The sequence below is a fragment of the Arthrobacter woluwensis genome (genome assembly GCF_900105345.1).
GTDB lineage: Bacteria > Actinomycetota > Actinomycetes > Actinomycetales > Micrococcaceae > Arthrobacter_E > Arthrobacter_E woluwensis.
The window spans coordinates 20426-34547 of the sequence record NZ_FNSN01000006.1 but is presented as its reverse complement, the minus strand read 5'-3'; the positions used below and the strand labels follow the sequence as shown (position 1 = coordinate 34547).

The 14122-nt window shown below is 63.4% G+C and carries 17 protein-coding genes; all 17 read left to right on the top strand.

Features of this window, described 5'->3' with window-relative positions; translation table 11 throughout:
• Nucleotides 1-254, top strand: a 254-nt coding sequence (locus tag BLV63_RS18840; RefSeq protein WP_217640489.1) for a hypothetical protein, incomplete at its 5' end; no start/stop codon positions are given.
• A gap of 33 nt (nucleotides 255-287) precedes the next feature.
• The gene (locus tag BLV63_RS18835) at nucleotides 288-476 is read left to right on the top strand and encodes a hypothetical protein (RefSeq protein ID WP_217640490.1); all 189 of its coding nucleotides are present in this window, start codon (nucleotides 288-290) and stop codon (nucleotides 474-476) included.
• On the top strand, nucleotides 407-1669 hold the full coding sequence (locus BLV63_RS17640) for a terminase large subunit domain-containing protein (RefSeq protein ID WP_217640488.1): 1263 nt from the start codon (nucleotides 407-409) through the stop codon (nucleotides 1667-1669). The genes BLV63_RS18835 and BLV63_RS17640 overlap by 70 nt, the downstream gene beginning before the upstream one ends.
• Nucleotides 1666-3129 carry a phage portal protein gene (locus tag BLV63_RS17635; RefSeq protein WP_066217433.1) on the top strand — a complete coding sequence of 488 codons (1464 nt, stop codon included), beginning with the start codon at nucleotides 1666-1668 and terminating at the stop codon, nucleotides 3127-3129. Before BLV63_RS17640 ends, BLV63_RS17635 begins: the two co-directional genes overlap by 4 nt.
• 180 nt (nucleotides 3130-3309) lie before the next feature.
• Nucleotides 3310-4206 (top strand): VG15 protein, encoded by an 897-nt coding sequence (locus BLV63_RS17630; RefSeq protein WP_066217434.1) that lies wholly within the window; start codon nucleotides 3310-3312, stop codon nucleotides 4204-4206.
• A 95-nt stretch (nucleotides 4207-4301) separates the two neighbouring features.
• Nucleotides 4302-4796 (top strand): capsid assembly scaffolding protein Gp46 family protein, encoded by a 495-nt coding sequence (locus tag BLV63_RS17625; protein WP_066217435.1) that lies wholly within the window; start codon nucleotides 4302-4304, stop codon nucleotides 4794-4796.
• A gap of 19 nt (nucleotides 4797-4815) precedes the next feature.
• Nucleotides 4816-5745, top strand: a complete 930-nt coding sequence (locus BLV63_RS17620; protein ID WP_066217437.1) for a phage major capsid family protein — start codon at nucleotides 4816-4818, stop codon at nucleotides 5743-5745.
• The gene (locus BLV63_RS17615; RefSeq protein WP_139244716.1) at nucleotides 5742-5954 is read left to right on the top strand and encodes a DUF7302 family protein; all 213 of its coding nucleotides are present in this window, start codon (nucleotides 5742-5744) and stop codon (nucleotides 5952-5954) included. Before BLV63_RS17620 ends, BLV63_RS17615 begins: the two co-directional genes overlap by 4 nt.
• A 12-nt stretch (nucleotides 5955-5966) precedes the next feature.
• Nucleotides 5967-6449 (top strand): hypothetical protein, encoded by a 483-nt coding sequence (locus BLV63_RS17610; protein ID WP_066217441.1) that lies wholly within the window; start codon nucleotides 5967-5969, stop codon nucleotides 6447-6449.
• Nucleotides 6446-6784, top strand: coding sequence for a hypothetical protein (locus BLV63_RS17605; protein WP_139244717.1), 339 nt, complete (start codon nucleotides 6446-6448; stop codon nucleotides 6782-6784). The genes BLV63_RS17610 and BLV63_RS17605 overlap by 4 nt, the downstream gene beginning before the upstream one ends.
• The gene (locus BLV63_RS17600) at nucleotides 6784-7023 is read left to right on the top strand and encodes a hypothetical protein (RefSeq protein ID WP_066217445.1); all 240 of its coding nucleotides are present in this window, start codon (nucleotides 6784-6786) and stop codon (nucleotides 7021-7023) included. Before BLV63_RS17605 ends, BLV63_RS17600 begins: the two co-directional genes overlap by 1 nt.
• The gene (locus BLV63_RS17595) at nucleotides 7016-7441 is read left to right on the top strand and encodes a hypothetical protein (protein ID WP_066217447.1); all 426 of its coding nucleotides are present in this window, start codon (nucleotides 7016-7018) and stop codon (nucleotides 7439-7441) included. The genes BLV63_RS17600 and BLV63_RS17595 overlap by 8 nt, the downstream gene beginning before the upstream one ends.
• 66 nt (nucleotides 7442-7507) lie before the next feature.
• On the top strand, nucleotides 7508-8029 hold the full coding sequence (locus BLV63_RS17590) for a phage tail tube protein (protein ID WP_066217449.1): 522 nt from the start codon (nucleotides 7508-7510) through the stop codon (nucleotides 8027-8029).
• A 97-nt stretch (nucleotides 8030-8126) separates the two neighbouring features.
• A complete protein-coding gene (locus BLV63_RS17585; RefSeq protein ID WP_066217451.1) occupies nucleotides 8127-8480 on the top strand; it encodes a hypothetical protein in 354 nt (117 codons plus the stop codon).
• 50 nt (nucleotides 8481-8530) lie between these two features.
• Nucleotides 8531-8959, top strand: coding sequence for a DUF5361 domain-containing protein (locus tag BLV63_RS17580; RefSeq protein ID WP_139244576.1), 429 nt, complete (start codon nucleotides 8531-8533; stop codon nucleotides 8957-8959).
• Nucleotides 8960-9007: 48 nt separating this feature from the next.
• Entirely contained in the window at nucleotides 9008-12619 is a 3612-nt protein-coding gene (locus BLV63_RS18830; protein WP_066217454.1) for a tape measure protein, read from the top strand.
• Complete coding sequence (locus BLV63_RS17570) at nucleotides 12616-14112, top strand: phage distal tail protein (protein WP_074784704.1); 1497 nt, start codon at nucleotides 12616-12618, stop codon at nucleotides 14110-14112. The genes BLV63_RS18830 and BLV63_RS17570 overlap by 4 nt, the downstream gene beginning before the upstream one ends.
• Nucleotides 14113-14122: the final 10 nt, after the last annotated feature.

Genomic DNA, 14122 nt, shown 5'->3' with positions numbered 1-14122 from the left:
GTCAGTTTTTGAAGCCTCGAAGCTATCACCACTCTACCTGCGAAGGGCGTTACGAGACAAGATCTCGATGGACATTGACAACGGCGTTCCGCCTCGGGATCTTGCTGCGCTGTCGGAAGAGGTTGGTGGATCTCGCCAAGGAGATCGAGGCCCTTGAGGCGAAGGAAGCCCAGGAGGACGAGGAAGAGCGTTCCCGGGCAGAGGCAGGGGTGAAGGCTGGTGGCAACAGGTGGGAAGGACCGACTGCTATCTGAGTAGCCCGCCACCTGCTGATGCCAGAGGGCATCATGACGCACCGTTGGCCGGAGATCGCGCCGGAGCTGGACCGGATGGGTATCGACATGGATACCTGGCAGGTCGGCTTGAGCAAGGCGATTACCGCGCAGCGCGAGGATGGCCTGTATGCATGCGGTATCGGTGGGGCGATCATCTCCATCCCCGGCAGGTCGGCAAGACGTTCACCATCGGTGCCCTGATCTTCGCTCTCTGTCAGAGAGACCCTGGGACTCTTGTTCTCTGGACAGCTCACCGAACCAGGACTCACAACGAGACCTTCAAGGCCATGGAGTCCATGGCGAAGCGTAAGCGGATCGCCCCGTTCATCAAGGCGATCCGCAAGACCAATGGTGAGCAGGAGATCGAGTTCACCAACGGGTCGCGGATCCTGTTCGGTGCCCGTGAGGCTGGCTTCGGGCGTGGCTTCGCGGAGGTGGACATCATCGTCCTGGATGAGGCTCAGATTCTCACCGAGAAGGCGATGGAAGACATGGTGCCGGCGACGAACGCCGCCGCGAACGGTCTGGTCATCCTGATCGGCACCCCGCCGCGTCCGATTGACCCGGGCGAGGTGTTCAGCGGCCGCCGTTCCGCCAAGCTGCACGACGACGACCCCGACACCCTCTATGTCGAGTTCTCCGCTGACCCGCACGCCAACCCGGACGACGAATCCCAGTGGGCGAAAGCCAACCCATCCTTCCCTCACCGTGTGAAGCGTGCCGCGATCCTGCGGATGCGGAAGCTCTTGGGGAACGTCGAATCGTTCCTCCGTGAGGGCCTTGGTATCTGGGATGAGCGGACGACGGTCAAGACGGCCTTCTCTCCGGGCCTGTGGGCCAAGTGCAAGGGCACTAAGCCTGAGGGTGGCCGGAAGGTCTTCGGGGTGAAGTTCTCCCCGGACGGCGCGACCGTGGCTCTCTCCGGTGCTCTGCGTCCGGACGACCCGGACGCGCCGATTTTCGTGGAGGCGATCAAGTCCATGTCGGCGTCTGAGTCCACTGCCTGGCTCGTTGACTTCCTGGTCGAGCGGAAGGACGAGGCCGCGCAGATCGTCATCGACGGTCGCTCCGGGGTCGGGTTCCTCGTGAACGCGCTTCGCCAGGAGAAAGTGCCGGCCAAGGCCATCCTGACCCCGAACACCGAGGAAGTCATCGCCGCGCACTCCATGTTCGAACGTGGCGTGATCGAAGGCGGCCTCGAGCACTCTGGCGAGAGTGAACTGACCACACAGGCTGAGGCGGCCATCAAGCGCAAGATCGGCAAAGCTGGCGGCTTCGGCTGGGACTCCCCCGCCGACGGGACCAGCGTCGCCCTACTGGACGCCGCCACCCTGGCGTACTGGGGCGCAAAGACCACGAAACGACGGCCTGGCCGGAAGGGAGGGTTCCTATGAGTTGGGGCTACCAGGATCTTTCCAAACTGACGGTCGAAGGGCTCGGCGATGATGAGCTGAGGATCGCCCGGAAGCTGTTTGCTACGTGGGCGGCCCGCCTGCCGAAGACGCTGCGCCGGTCCCAGTACGCGGATGCTGAGAACCCGTTCAAGGACCTCGGCATCGCTCTGCCGCCTCAGCTTCGGAACGCGAAGTTCTATCTGTCCTGGGCAGCCATGGCGGTTCGTAGGCCTTCCCTGCGGGTGCAGTTTGATGGCCTTCATCTTCCTGGTTCTGAGGACCCGTTCGATCTTGGCGAGGTGTTGAAGGCCAACAACTTCGGGCTCGAGTTCCAGCAGGCCGTGACCGGCGCGAATAAGCATTCGGTGTCGTTCATGACCGTTGCTAAGGGTACTGATGGTGAAGCGCCTGCCCAGATCATTGGGCATTCCGCAGAGTCTGCTGCTGGCATCTGGGACAGGCGTAAGCGTCGAATGTCGGCGCTCCTGACCATCACTGACGTCGATCAGCTCAGCAACCCTACCGAGTTCGTCCTGTGGCTCGAAGACTCAGTGATCACGTGCAAGCTTGATGATGGCAAGTGGAAGTCGAACAAGGAAAAACATTCGATTGGGCGCGTCCTTGCCGTTGCCATCCGTAACGATCCGCAAGGCAATGCACCGTTCGGTCGATCCCGCCTGACGAATTCCGTGATGGCCCTGAACGACATGGCAGTTCGTGCGTTCGTTCGTATGGAAGGCAACGCCGAGTTCTACTCGACCCCGCAGCTCGCGATCTTGGGCATTGCGGAGGATGCCTTCAGCGGTTCGGTGGAAGAGGCCAAATTCAAGCTCGCTATGGCCCGTCTGCTTGCCCTGACGAAGGACGAGGACGGGGATATCCCGCAGCTCAAACAGCTGCAGCAGGCGACGATGACACCTCACAGCGACATGCTCCGGACAGTTGCGATGGCGTTCAGCGGCGAGACTGGCTTGTCACCATCTTCTCTCGGCGTGCTTCATGATCAGCCGTCCAGCGCCGAGGCGATCCGTGCGGCAGAGCATGAGCTACTGATCGACATCATGTGGCAGAACCAGTACGTGCTTGCCCCTGCTGTCGAAGAGATCGCCGGGTTGGCTTACATGGTCAAGGAGGACGAGACGAGCCTCCCGGACGAGTTCTGGAAGCTCTCGGCACGGTTCCGTAATCCGGAGTTCCGCTCGATGTCGGCTGAGGCTGATGCCCTCACGAAGCTCGCCCCTGTGCTTCCTCAGATCATCCAGTACCCGACTCTTGCTGGCCGGGTCTTCACCGATGACGAGGTGGACAGCCTGCGCCAGGAGGCCCAGAAGGGAATGGTCTCAGACTTCATCAACCGCGTGGCCGGTCAAAGCGCGGTTACTCCTGAGGTTGCCGCTGAGGTCGCCAAGGGGGCCGACAACCAGCAAGGCAGAGCATCTATTTCAGGGGGGGGCAAGTAGTGCACTAGAGGACGCCCAGGTGCTGAAGGCAAAGGCTGACGCACTCGGTGTTCTGCGTCGCGCCGGTGTTGAGGCATCGTCTGCTGCCTCCCTTGCGGGGCTACCCGATGTGCAGTTCATGCCAGGTTCCCCGATCACGATTCGTGAGCCGGGTACCTGACATCTTCGAGGAGGGCTCTTGTGATTCCTCTCGCCATGGTCAATGGCTACTCGTTGCTCCTTAGTGAGCTTTCGACCCGGGCTCTTGTTGACCTGCAGCGCACTATCGGCCCGGTCCTTGACGCGTCGCCTGAGGTGAAGCAGCGGACCATGCGGGACCTGTTGCCGGTGCTGGGTGACCAGTACGCGGGGATGACGTCGCTGATCTCGGCGCAATTCTTCACGGAGCTGCAACAGGTCCTTGAGGTCCGTAACCCTGTGGACGCGCAGAGCCTCGCCGGCGCGGGTAGTGACCGGTGGAGTTCGTTGGCTGGTTGGGCTTCCCGCCCTGCTGTGTTCGAGCAGGGCGGTAACGCGTTGATGTTCTCGCTCCTGTCCGGTGGGCTGACACGGATTCTTACGTCGATGGCGGCTGACACGATGATCGGCAACGCCGAGGCGCAGGGCGGCATGGGTTACCAGCGCGTCCCCAAGCCGGGTTGCTGCGCGTTCTGCGGGATGCTCGCCTCCCGCGGTGCCGCCTACACCTCCCGGGACTCTGCCGGGACTGTGGTGGGCCGTGGCGTGCCGTTGGAGAAGACCAAGGGCCGCCGTGGCGGGCAGGGCAGGGGCATCAACCCCCGGGGCTCCCGTCGCCTGGGCGAGTCCTTCCACGACCACTGCCGCTGCGCCGTCGTCGCGGTCACACCTCAGAACGCGGTGCAGATGCAGGCCGACGCGGACCGCTACCTGGATACCTACCGCAAGGGCTACGAGCAGGCCCAGGACGGCAAGATCTGGGTCCCTGCCCAACGTACACAGGACGGCTCCCGTTCCGGCACCGGCCACTGGGAAACCCCCATTGGTGAGAAGTCCTCTCCCAAGGACCGGACCAGCCAGGTCCTTCAGTACATGCGCGCCGAACTCGGCGTGAAGTGACTTCCACGGTTCTCCCGTGAAGCGGTACGCGCCCGTCTGCGCGGTTTTCACCCTCTATGCCCGTACGGGGCCTAAACGGAAAGTGAGGTGCCGCCTTGGGCGACACGAACAACACCGCACCAGCGGGAGAATCCACCGAGCCCCTGCCCCAGCCCGAGCCGAAGGCATTCGTCCCGCCTGCCACGCAGGAGGACCTTGACCGGATCGTGGGCCAGCGTCTGGCTCGTGAACGCGACAAGTACGCGGACTACGAGGAACTGAAGGCCAAGGCTGAACAGTTCACGAAGCTCGAGGAAGCGAACAAGACCGAACTGCAGAAGGCTACCGAGCGGGCTGAACAGCTCGCCAAGGAGAACGCCACTCTTCAGGCGACCGCACTGCGCGCCTCTGTGGCAGCCGCTAAGGGCGTCCCGGAGAACCTTCTGAGCGGTGGAACCAGGGAAGAGATTGAAGCCGCCGCTGACGCGCTTCTGGCCTTCCGTGGGACCAAGCAGACCGCACCTGTCGTCCCCGCCCAGGGGAAGACCCCATCCAAGATCACCGACGACCCGACCCGGGAGACGGCTCGGAAGCTCTTCGGCAACAACTAACCCCACCTGGAGGTAAATCATGGCCGTTTTCACGACCACCGACGCCAAGGTGATGCTCCCCAAGAACATCGCTGACGGCATTGTCACGGAAGCCCGTACGGGCTCGACCGTTGGCCAGCTCTCCGCCCGCGAACCTCAGCGGTTCGGCGAGACGGAGTACATCATCTTCAACGACTTCCCGAAGGCGGAGTTCGTGGAGGAGGGAGCCCAGAAGGGTTCCACCACGGGCGGCTTCACCTCCGTGAAATCCACCCCGAAGAAGGCGCAGGTCACTCTCCGTTTCAATCAGGAAGTCCAGTGGGCAGACGAGGATTACCAGCTTGGCATCCTGTCCGAGCTGGCCACTGCGGGCAGTAAGGCACTGTCCCGAGGTCTTGATCTGGGCCTGTACCACCGCATCAACCCGCTCACGGGCACCGTGATCTCGAGCTGGTCGAACTACCTGAACGCCACCACGAAGCGCGTGGAGATCACCGCGTCCTCGGAGGCAGATCAGGACATTCGTGCCGCTGTCGGTCTGCTGGTGAACTCCCCGACTAACTGGGGTGTCAACGGCATCGCCCTCGACCCGAAGATGGCCTGGGCCCTGGCGAACTTGCAGAGCAAGAACGCCGACGGCTCCCCCTCAGGTGTGCAGCGTTACCCGAACCTCGGCTTCGGCACCAACGTCACCGACTTCCTCGGCGTCCCGGCAGCGACGGGCAACACCGTCTCCGGCACCCCGGAAGCGGCCGACACGAAGCTGCGCGCCATCGTTGGCGACTTCCAGAACGGCATCCGCTGGGGCGTTCAGCGTGAACTCCCGGTCGAGCTGATCCGTTACGGCGACCCGGACGGCCAGGGCGACCTCATGCGAAACAACCAGATCGCTCTCCGCCTCGAGATCGTCTACGGCTGGTACGTCTTCACGGACCGCTTCGCCGTCGTGGAAGACAAGGTGACCCCGTGAGCCGCCGGATGATCGACACCTACACCGGATCCACCGTCGTCGTTGACGACGAGCTGGCCGAGTCCCTGGGTTCCCAGTACGTCCCGGAGGACGAGTACGAGGCCCCGGCGGGGCGCAAGCCGGCAGCCCGGAAGGCTGCGACCGGGCGAGCCGCCAAGGCCAAGGAACCCGAAGGCCATGGCGAGGGCGAGAAGTCCGAGGACGAGTAAGGAGGTCGGGCCATGGCTGATGTGACACCGTTTCCGTTCGCCACTGTGGAGGAACTGAAGCAGCGGTGGCCCGACTTCCCTACCGGGGGTGAAGCAGCGGCGACGGTTGCCCTTGAGGATGCGTCCCAATTCATCTTGGACGTCTGCTCAGGGGCCGCCAACGCCAGCGCTTCGACCCGTCGCCGGGTCGTCTGCTCCGTCGTTCGCCGCGCAATGGGCACCCCCGACGGCGGCGAGGGCATGGAGTCTATGACTCAGGGGGCAGGGCCATTCCAGCAGACCTGGAAGATCTCGAACCCTGACGGTAACTACTACCTGAACAAGCAGGAGAAGATCGCGCTCGGCTGCGGGAAGTCCAAGGCTTTCGGGGTGCAGATCGCATTCCGCCCGGAAGGACGCCATCTGCCCTGGTGCAGTCTGAACTTCGGGGCAATGTACTGCTCCTGCGGGACAGACATCGCCGGGGAACCGATCTACGAAGGCGGGACACCATGAAATTCCCCTCCCCCTACACGGTCGGTCACCAGGAGCGCATTGCGGGGGGCGAGGATCCTATGGGTGATCCGCTCCCGGAGCACTGGGAGGACCGCCCTGATCAGAAGGTCATGGGCTGGGCAACACCCGGTTCAGACGTGGAGATCCGCCCCACAGGCTCCGGAGTCGACCGGGATCTGGACCTCTATAGCCCCACCGGGTTCACGAAGCCCCAGGACAAGGTCATCATCGACGGCGTTGAGTTCTTCGCTGTCGGGTGGCCCGAGGACTACAACCACGGGCCTTGGCGATGGGCACCGGGTTACCGGATCAACCTCAAGCGGGTGGAGGGCTGATGGCAATCAGGGTGAAGCTCAACCAGCGAGGGTTCCGCGAACTTCGCAACGCACCACCTGTAGTCGCTTTCCTCGAGTCCCAGGCGGAACGCGTCGCGAATGCAGCCGGCCCAGGGTTCGAGACCGACACCCATACAGGTGGTGCCCGTGCTCGTGTTGCCATCTACCCCGACACCGAAGAGGCGTACCGGGCTGAGGCGAAGTACGGTGCGCTGTCGAAGGCGGTGGGTAGTGGCTAACCAAGTTGTCCTGTTCGGCAATGCCATGGCAGCGGCCCGGCTATGGCTGATCGCGAGGATCCCTGGCCTGACCGTCGTCGGTACTGAACCGAATCCTCGTCCGGACCAGTTCGTTCTCATCAGTGATGCTGGTGGCCGGCAGTTCTCGCCGATCCATGAGAAGGCGTTCCTCATGGTCGATACGTGGGGGCCGACGAAGAACGTTGCTAAGGCCAAGGCGCAGCTCGTCCGGGCGCACCTGTCGGCCCTGAGCAATGACACCATCACTGTCCCGGCCAGTGCCGATTCCCAAGCAATGGATGTCGTCATCTACTGGGCCCACCCCATGGGTGGGCTCGTGGATATTCCTGACCCGGACGCCAAGATCCCGCGCTACCGGCAGAACTTCGAACTCGCTGTTCGTGGGACGCCGATCTAACCCCATCCAACCCTTGCAAGCCCTGCCACCTGGCGGGGCTTTTTTCATGCCCCCAGGAGGGACAACATGGCACTCACTGCCGGCAATGTGCGCGTCGCGGTCACCGGAACGATCTCGTCCGGCCCGCTCGGAACCGCACTCCCCACTGACACCACGACCGCCCTGAACGCCGCCCTCAAGGATCTCGGCTATGCCTCCGAGGACGGCATCACCCAGGCGATCAGCACCGACCAGACCGACATCAAGGCCTGGCAGAACGGTGACGTGGTCCGGAAGATCCAGACCAGCCACGACCTGACCTACCAGTTCACCATGATCGAGACGTCCGCAGAGGTCCTGAAGGTCTACTACGCGGACCCCACGGCCACCGCTTCGGCGATCAAGATCAAGGGCACTCAGACCGATCACCTGGTCTGGGTCATCGAGGTCCGTGATGGTGCCAAGACCATCCGCATCTGCCTCCCGGACGCACAGGTCACCGAACGCGGCGACGTCTCCCTCAAGGGTGACGAGGCCATCGGCTACGACGTCACCCTGACCGCCTACCCGGACTCCACCGGCACCAAGGCCTACATCTACATGGCCTGATCCCAACCCCTGTGGGGCGCGTGTTGCGGGACCGCGCCCCACAGGTCACCACCAGTCCCGCAACCCCTACCAAGTTCTCTGCCCGCAGGAGGCACCCATGTCTGAAATCAAGATCACCGACGACACCACCACCATCCCGGAAGGTGTCAAGAAGCCCCAGGATCGCAAGCCCAGGGTCAACAAGGACGGCACAAAGACCGTCACTGTGCATGGTCAGGAGTACACCATCGCGGCCGACGCACTCGATGACTTCGAACTTCTCGACGACCTGGACTCCCTCGATGAGGGTGAGGTGCAGCGGCTCCCCCGGATCCTGCGCCGGCTGCTTGGCAAGGAGTCATTCAAAACGGCGCTCGAATCGGTTAGGGACCCCGAGACGGGGCGGGTCTCCGTGGAAGCTGGCAGTGAACTGGTCCAGGACCTCATCAAGGAACTGGCCCCAAACTCCTAACGCTCGCCGCTCTCCTTCGGGAGTTCGGCGGGCAGTTGCGGGCCGACTTCTTGCGATACTACGGGCTCCGTCTCACCCGCACCGGCAGGGTTCCCGGCTTCCACCTCTGGGAGGTTGCCGATTTCGCTGAACATCTCCCTGACGATTCGGCGACCAAGCGGGCGCTCGGACAAGGCTGGACGCTTCTCGAACAACTTACTGCCTTGATAGCAGACCGCTTGGCAGTCCTGGCATGGCAGAAGACCGCTGACGGGCAGAAGGGCAAACGCCCACCCAAGCCCATTCCGCGCCCAGGGTTCGAGGACAAGACCACCACGACGTTCAAGGGCAAACCCATGAGCCTCGAACAGGCCGAGAAGTGGAAACAGGCTCGGCGTGCACCGCAACCCCCACCGGGGAAGGTTGCTCACACCACCAAGGCCGGCGTGGTCAAGTTCGTCACCGAACGACAAGTCGCCTATTACAACAGAAACCGCTAGCCCCTGCACCGTCCTGGTGCGGGGGCTAGCCGCATTCCAGGAGGCCCCATGTCTGAACTGGCGACCGCCTATGTCAACATCGTCGCCTCCTCCAAGGGCCTTGGCAAGAGCATCGTCAACGACCTAACTGGGGCAGCAGACGCGGGCAGCGCGGCCGCTGGCAAGCGCGGCGGAAGCTCGTTCGGCGCTGCATTCGCCGGTATCGCCGGCAAGGTCCTCGCCGTCGCTGGACCTGCAATGGTTGCAGGGCTGGCAGTCAAAGGCGGGATCTCTCGAGCACTGAACATCGAGGACGCGCAGGCCAAACTCACCGGGCTGGGCCACTCCACCCAGTCGGTAACGAAGATCATGAACAATGCCATGGCCGCAGTGAAGGGCACGGCGTTCGGCATGGGTGACGCGGCCACCGTGGCTGCTGGCGTGGTCGCTGCTGGGGTGAAACCCGGCCAAGACCTTGAACGGACCCTGAAGCTCGTGGGCGACTCGGCCACCATTGCGGGTGTCGGCATGGGTGAGATGGGAGCGATCTTCAACAAGGTCGCCGCGTCGAACAAGATCCAGGGCGATGTCATCGCCCAGCTGAACGACGCTGGCATTCCGATTGTCCAGCTCTTGGGCAAGGAACTGGGTAAGACCTCCGACGAGGTGTACGACCTCGCCTCCAAGGGCAAGATCGACTTCGCGACCTTCCAAAACGCCATGGAGAAGGGCCTCGGCGGTGCAGCCCTGAAGTCCGGAGAGACCTTCCGTGGCTCGATGGCGAACCTCAAAGCAGCCCTCGGACGCGTCGGCGAAACCGTCATGCTCCCTTTCTTGAGCGCAGCCAAGGACGGGATGAACGGGCTTATTCCGATCATCGATGGCGTAAACAAGAAGCTCAAGCCAGTCTTCGCAAACGTCATGAAGGGCTACGACGCCCTGATTGGCGGCTGGCAGAACGCAAATGCTCAGGTCAATGCCACCGGTTTTGTGGGAACGTTCCTCCGAATCGGCGCGGGAGCACGCAAGGCGTTCGACGAAGTCAAGGGTGGGATCACGGCGATGGTCGCCGCCTACCAAGCGGGCGGCTCAGATGTGACGTCAACCGGGTTCGCTGGGGTGCTCGAGCGCGTCGGCCTTTTTGCGCGTAGCGCTGTCGGATCAGTCCAGGCCTTCTTCGCTGCCTTCAAGGCAGGTGGAGATGACGTCACGTCGTCCGGGTTCTCCGGGTTCATGGAGCGCCTTGGACTCGCGGCGGCATCGGCAGTGGCCTTCGTGCGTGAGAACGCCTCCGCGTTCAAGGCAGTTGCGGCAGCAATTGGCGCTAGCGCGATAGCTTTCAAAGTCCTCACAACCGCAACTTCGGTGTACACCGCGGTGACTAAGGGGGCAGCAATTGCAGCGGCCCTCTTCACGAAGGTCCTGAAAACCAATCCGTTCGTCACTATTCTGTCTGCCCTCGTTGGCGTCGGGACGGCACTGGCATACTTCTTCACCCAAACCGATGCTGGACGTGCGTTGTGGGCACAGATTTCGGCTCAGTTCCAGGCCTTCTCGCCCGTAATCAGCGCATTGGCGACTGCTTTCCAGCCTCTTGGGGCGGCATTCGCTCAACTGGGCGCGCAACTGGCATCGCAGCTGGCTCCCGTACTCGCACAGCTCGTTTCGACCCTGCTACCGGCGGTCGTCCAGATCTTCCAAGTTATCGGCCCGGCGGTGATGCAGGTTCTTGCTGCTCTGATGCCGCTGGTGTCAGCTCTGGTATCGGCGCTTGTTCCGGTGATCACGATGTTGGTTTCAACGGTCCTGCCGCCCGTGATCTCGCTGTTCACGGCGATCGTGTCCGCGATAACCCCACTGATCAATATCCTCTTGGCCGTTTTGATCCCCGTCATCCAGGCCCTCATGCCGGTAGTGACGACGGTGTTCGGCGCGATAGCCAACGTCATCACATCGGTCATGCAGATCGTTCAGGGTGTGATCCAGGTAGTCACTGGCATCATCTCGGGCAACTGGTCCCAGGTGTGGCAAGGGATCCAGAACATTTTCAAGGGCATCTGGAACACCATCGGGTCCATCGTCACGGGTGCTATCAGCATTGTCCGGACCGTGATTAGTAGTGGCCTTTCACTGATCGGGTCGCTGTGGTCTTCAGCCTGGAACGGCATCAAGTCGTTCTTCACCGGGCTCTGGTCGAACATCACGGGTGCGATCTCGTCCGGGATCAACAACGTGGTCTCGTTCTTCCGTGACCTCCCTGGCAAGATCCTCGGCGCGCTCTCCGGTCTGACGGGCTCCCTCGTCCAGATCGGTCGAGACATGATCCAGGGTCTTCTCAACGGTGCCGGCAGCCTCCTGTCCAGCATTGGCAGCTTCTTCCTCAACCAGCTCCCCGGCTGGATCGTCGGGCCGTTCAAAGCGGCCCTGGGGATCCACTCACCGTCGCGAGTGTTCCGGCAGTTCGGTGAGTTCATCGTTCAGGGCCTTGCCGGTGGGGTGAAGAAGGCCGGGCCGCAGGCAACGGCAGCCATTACCGCTGTGGCACGGAAGGTCACCTCTGAGGCCACGAAGCACTTCACAAAGGCTGACCAGCTCCGCAAGGCCGCCTCGTCGCTGATGAGCCGTGCCGCTCAGGTCTCCGGGGTGAAGGCCCCGACCCTGGGGAAGGACGCGAAGGCTAACGCGAAGAAGATGACCGCCTACTACGCGGCGATCTCGAAGCGGAATAAGCAGGTCGCGTCCCTGGTCGCTCAGGGCCGGCAGAAGCTTGCCGAGGCCAACCGGGAAACGTCTCTGGGGCGGACGTTGGATGCGACGTCGCGGATGATCAGCGCCAGCAACGCGCAGATCTCCAAACTCACCACCCAGCGCGCCAGCATCGCGTCCCGTCTGAAGACAGCGCAGAAGAGCCTTTCGGATGCGGTCAAGACCCGGGACAAGGCGGCCAGTGACGCGGCTGAGAAGTTCCGGGACGAGTTCAACCTGGGGGACCTTGCCGGGCGTAGCGCTCAGGGCATTGTGGCGGCTGCGAAGAAGACCGTAGGCAGCGTCCAAGGGTTCAAGGGCCAACTCGACAAGCTGCGGTCCATGGGCCTTGATTCCAGTCTGCTCGCGCAGATCGGTGAGCTTGGCACCGGTAAGGGCGGCTCCATCGCTAAGTCCCTCATCGCCGGGGGCAAGGGTCTTGTCGGTCAGCTCAACGGGCAGTGGAAACAGCTCGGTTCGGTGTCCCAGTCCGCGGGCATGTCGTTGGCGAATGGGATGTACGGGGCGGGGATCGCCGCGCAGCAGGGTCTTGTGAACGGGCTGTCCGGGAACCTCAAGGCCGTGGATGCGGCGATCAAGAAGGTCACCGACCGGATGACCTCGCAGGTGAAGAAGAACCTCGGGATCCACTCACCGTCGCGGGTGTTCCGGTATGAGGTCGGGCGGCAGGTCCCTGCTGGCCTGGCGCTTGGTGTCCGGGACGGTACGGGGCTGGTGTCCCGTGCTGTGGATTCCCTGGTGCAGATCCCCAGCGCCGTCGCTTCCCAGCCCTACCGGCCAGCCTCCTACGTGCCCGCTCCTGGAAGTCACGGACGGTGGGCCGATGGGCGGACCCCCGTGAAGATCGACATCCACGAAACCGCAAACCCGCGCGCTACCGCTCTTGAGACGGCGCGTCGATTGGAGGGTCTGTGACCGACATCGTAACGGCCACCATCGGCGGGCGAACGTTCGGCGGGTCAGGGCTCTACCTTGACCCGGCGGACACCGTCGGCGGGGTCCTCACAGCACCCATCGAAGGATGGGGTAACCCGGGAACACGCGGGGACGTGAACCCGTGGCCCGACCGCGACGGGGCCTGGTCTGACCCGGCCTACTACGACGGCGCGAACTACGTCCTCCGGGGCGTCCTCGTGGTCCCGTCGTTCGCCCGTGCGGCGCTCGTGCGGGACCAGTTCGTCGCCGCCCTGCCCATGAAGGTCTACAAGCCCCTGATCGTCGCTGAAGCGGAACTGACCCGGTACGCGATGGTCCGTGTCGTGGGAACGCCGGAGGTGGTGTGGGACGGGGTCGAGACGATCAGCGTGAACGTGCAGTTCGTCGCCACGGACCACCGCCGATTCGCCGGGACCGGACCGAACGACATCAGCGGCTCCGGGGTCGCCAGGCTCCCCATCACCGATGGGGGCCTGGTCATCCCGCCCACCACTGTCGCGGACACCAACTGGTCCAACAACCCGTCCTTCGAGGTAGACACCTCTGGCTGGGTCGGTGTCGGTGGAGCCCTGACGCGGGAGACCGTATCCCCTCCGGCGTGGATCGTCGGCACGGCCTGGGGCAGACTCACCACCGGTTCCGGGGCAACCCGACCCGGCGTCCTGGCCGCATCATCCACGGACCAGCGGGTGAACCTCTCCCCCGGGGACTGGGCGGCGGTGTCGATGCTGATGGCCAACGATTCCGGCTACACCAGCCAGATCGGGATCCGCTTCTTCGACTCCACCAACACCCGTATCAGTGAGTCCATGAGCGCCCCCACCAACAACACCGGGGGCAGGGTCACACACTCGGCACAGGCCCCGGCAGGCACAATCTACGCCCAGCCAGTGCCCTACCTGTACAACGGCGGAACCGTCATCCCCTCCGGCGTGAAGCTGGACTTCGACGCCGTCAAGATCAGCGCCGCTGCTACCCAGTCCGCTGCGGTCGCCTTTGCCGGGGACTACTTCGATGGCGGCTCCGCACCCTCCGGCGGGTACACGTTCCGGTACACGTCCACAGCGGGAAAGAGCACCTCGGAGAAGGTTCAGCTCGCCGGTTTGACCGTGCCGTTCGCGATCACCGCGACCGTGACGAACAACGCCGTCACGGTCGGATCCTCCGGCACCGGGACTCCCCGGGTCGTGGTGACCATCGCCGCCGTGAACACGCATCTGACCAACCCTCAGATCACCGATGACCTCGGCAACCGCATGACGTTCAACCTCGTCCTGACCGTGGGGCAGTTCCTCGTGATCGACCTGGACAAGAAAACGATCCTGCTGAACGGCACCGCCTCACGGCGCACCGCCCTACGAGGATCGTGGATCAACCCCCGCCCGGGCATGACCCTCACCTTCAACGCTGAGGGGTTCCTCTCCACCAACCAGGCCACCGCCACCGTGGCCTGGACTGACACCTGGAATTAGGAGGGCCTAC

What these genes read in the sequence shown, in the direction of transcription:
- BLV63_RS18830 (WP_066217454.1), top strand. Translation starts at nt 9,008, where the DNA reads ATGTCTGAACTGGCGACCGCCTATGTCAACATCGTCGCCTCCTCCAAG.
- BLV63_RS17610 (WP_066217441.1), top strand. Translation starts at nt 5,967, where the DNA reads ATGGCTGATGTGACACCGTTTCCGTTCGCCACTGTGGAGGAACTGAAG.
- BLV63_RS18835 (WP_217640490.1), top strand. Translation starts at nt 288, where the DNA reads ATGACGCACCGTTGGCCGGAGATCGCGCCGGAGCTGGACCGGATGGGT.
- BLV63_RS17620 (WP_066217437.1), top strand. Translation starts at nt 4,816, where the DNA reads ATGGCCGTTTTCACGACCACCGACGCCAAGGTGATGCTCCCCAAGAAC.
- BLV63_RS17640 (WP_217640488.1), top strand. Translation starts at nt 407, where the DNA reads ATGCGGTATCGGTGGGGCGATCATCTCCATCCCCGGCAGGTCGGCAAG.
- BLV63_RS17590 (WP_066217449.1), top strand. Translation starts at nt 7,508, where the DNA reads ATGGCACTCACTGCCGGCAATGTGCGCGTCGCGGTCACCGGAACGATC.
- BLV63_RS17600 (WP_066217445.1), top strand. Translation starts at nt 6,784, where the DNA reads ATGGCAATCAGGGTGAAGCTCAACCAGCGAGGGTTCCGCGAACTTCGC.
- BLV63_RS17605 (WP_139244717.1), top strand. Translation starts at nt 6,446, where the DNA reads ATGAAATTCCCCTCCCCCTACACGGTCGGTCACCAGGAGCGCATTGCG.
- BLV63_RS17635 (WP_066217433.1), top strand. Translation starts at nt 1,666, where the DNA reads ATGAGTTGGGGCTACCAGGATCTTTCCAAACTGACGGTCGAAGGGCTC.
- BLV63_RS17585 (WP_066217451.1), top strand. Translation starts at nt 8,127, where the DNA reads ATGTCTGAAATCAAGATCACCGACGACACCACCACCATCCCGGAAGGT.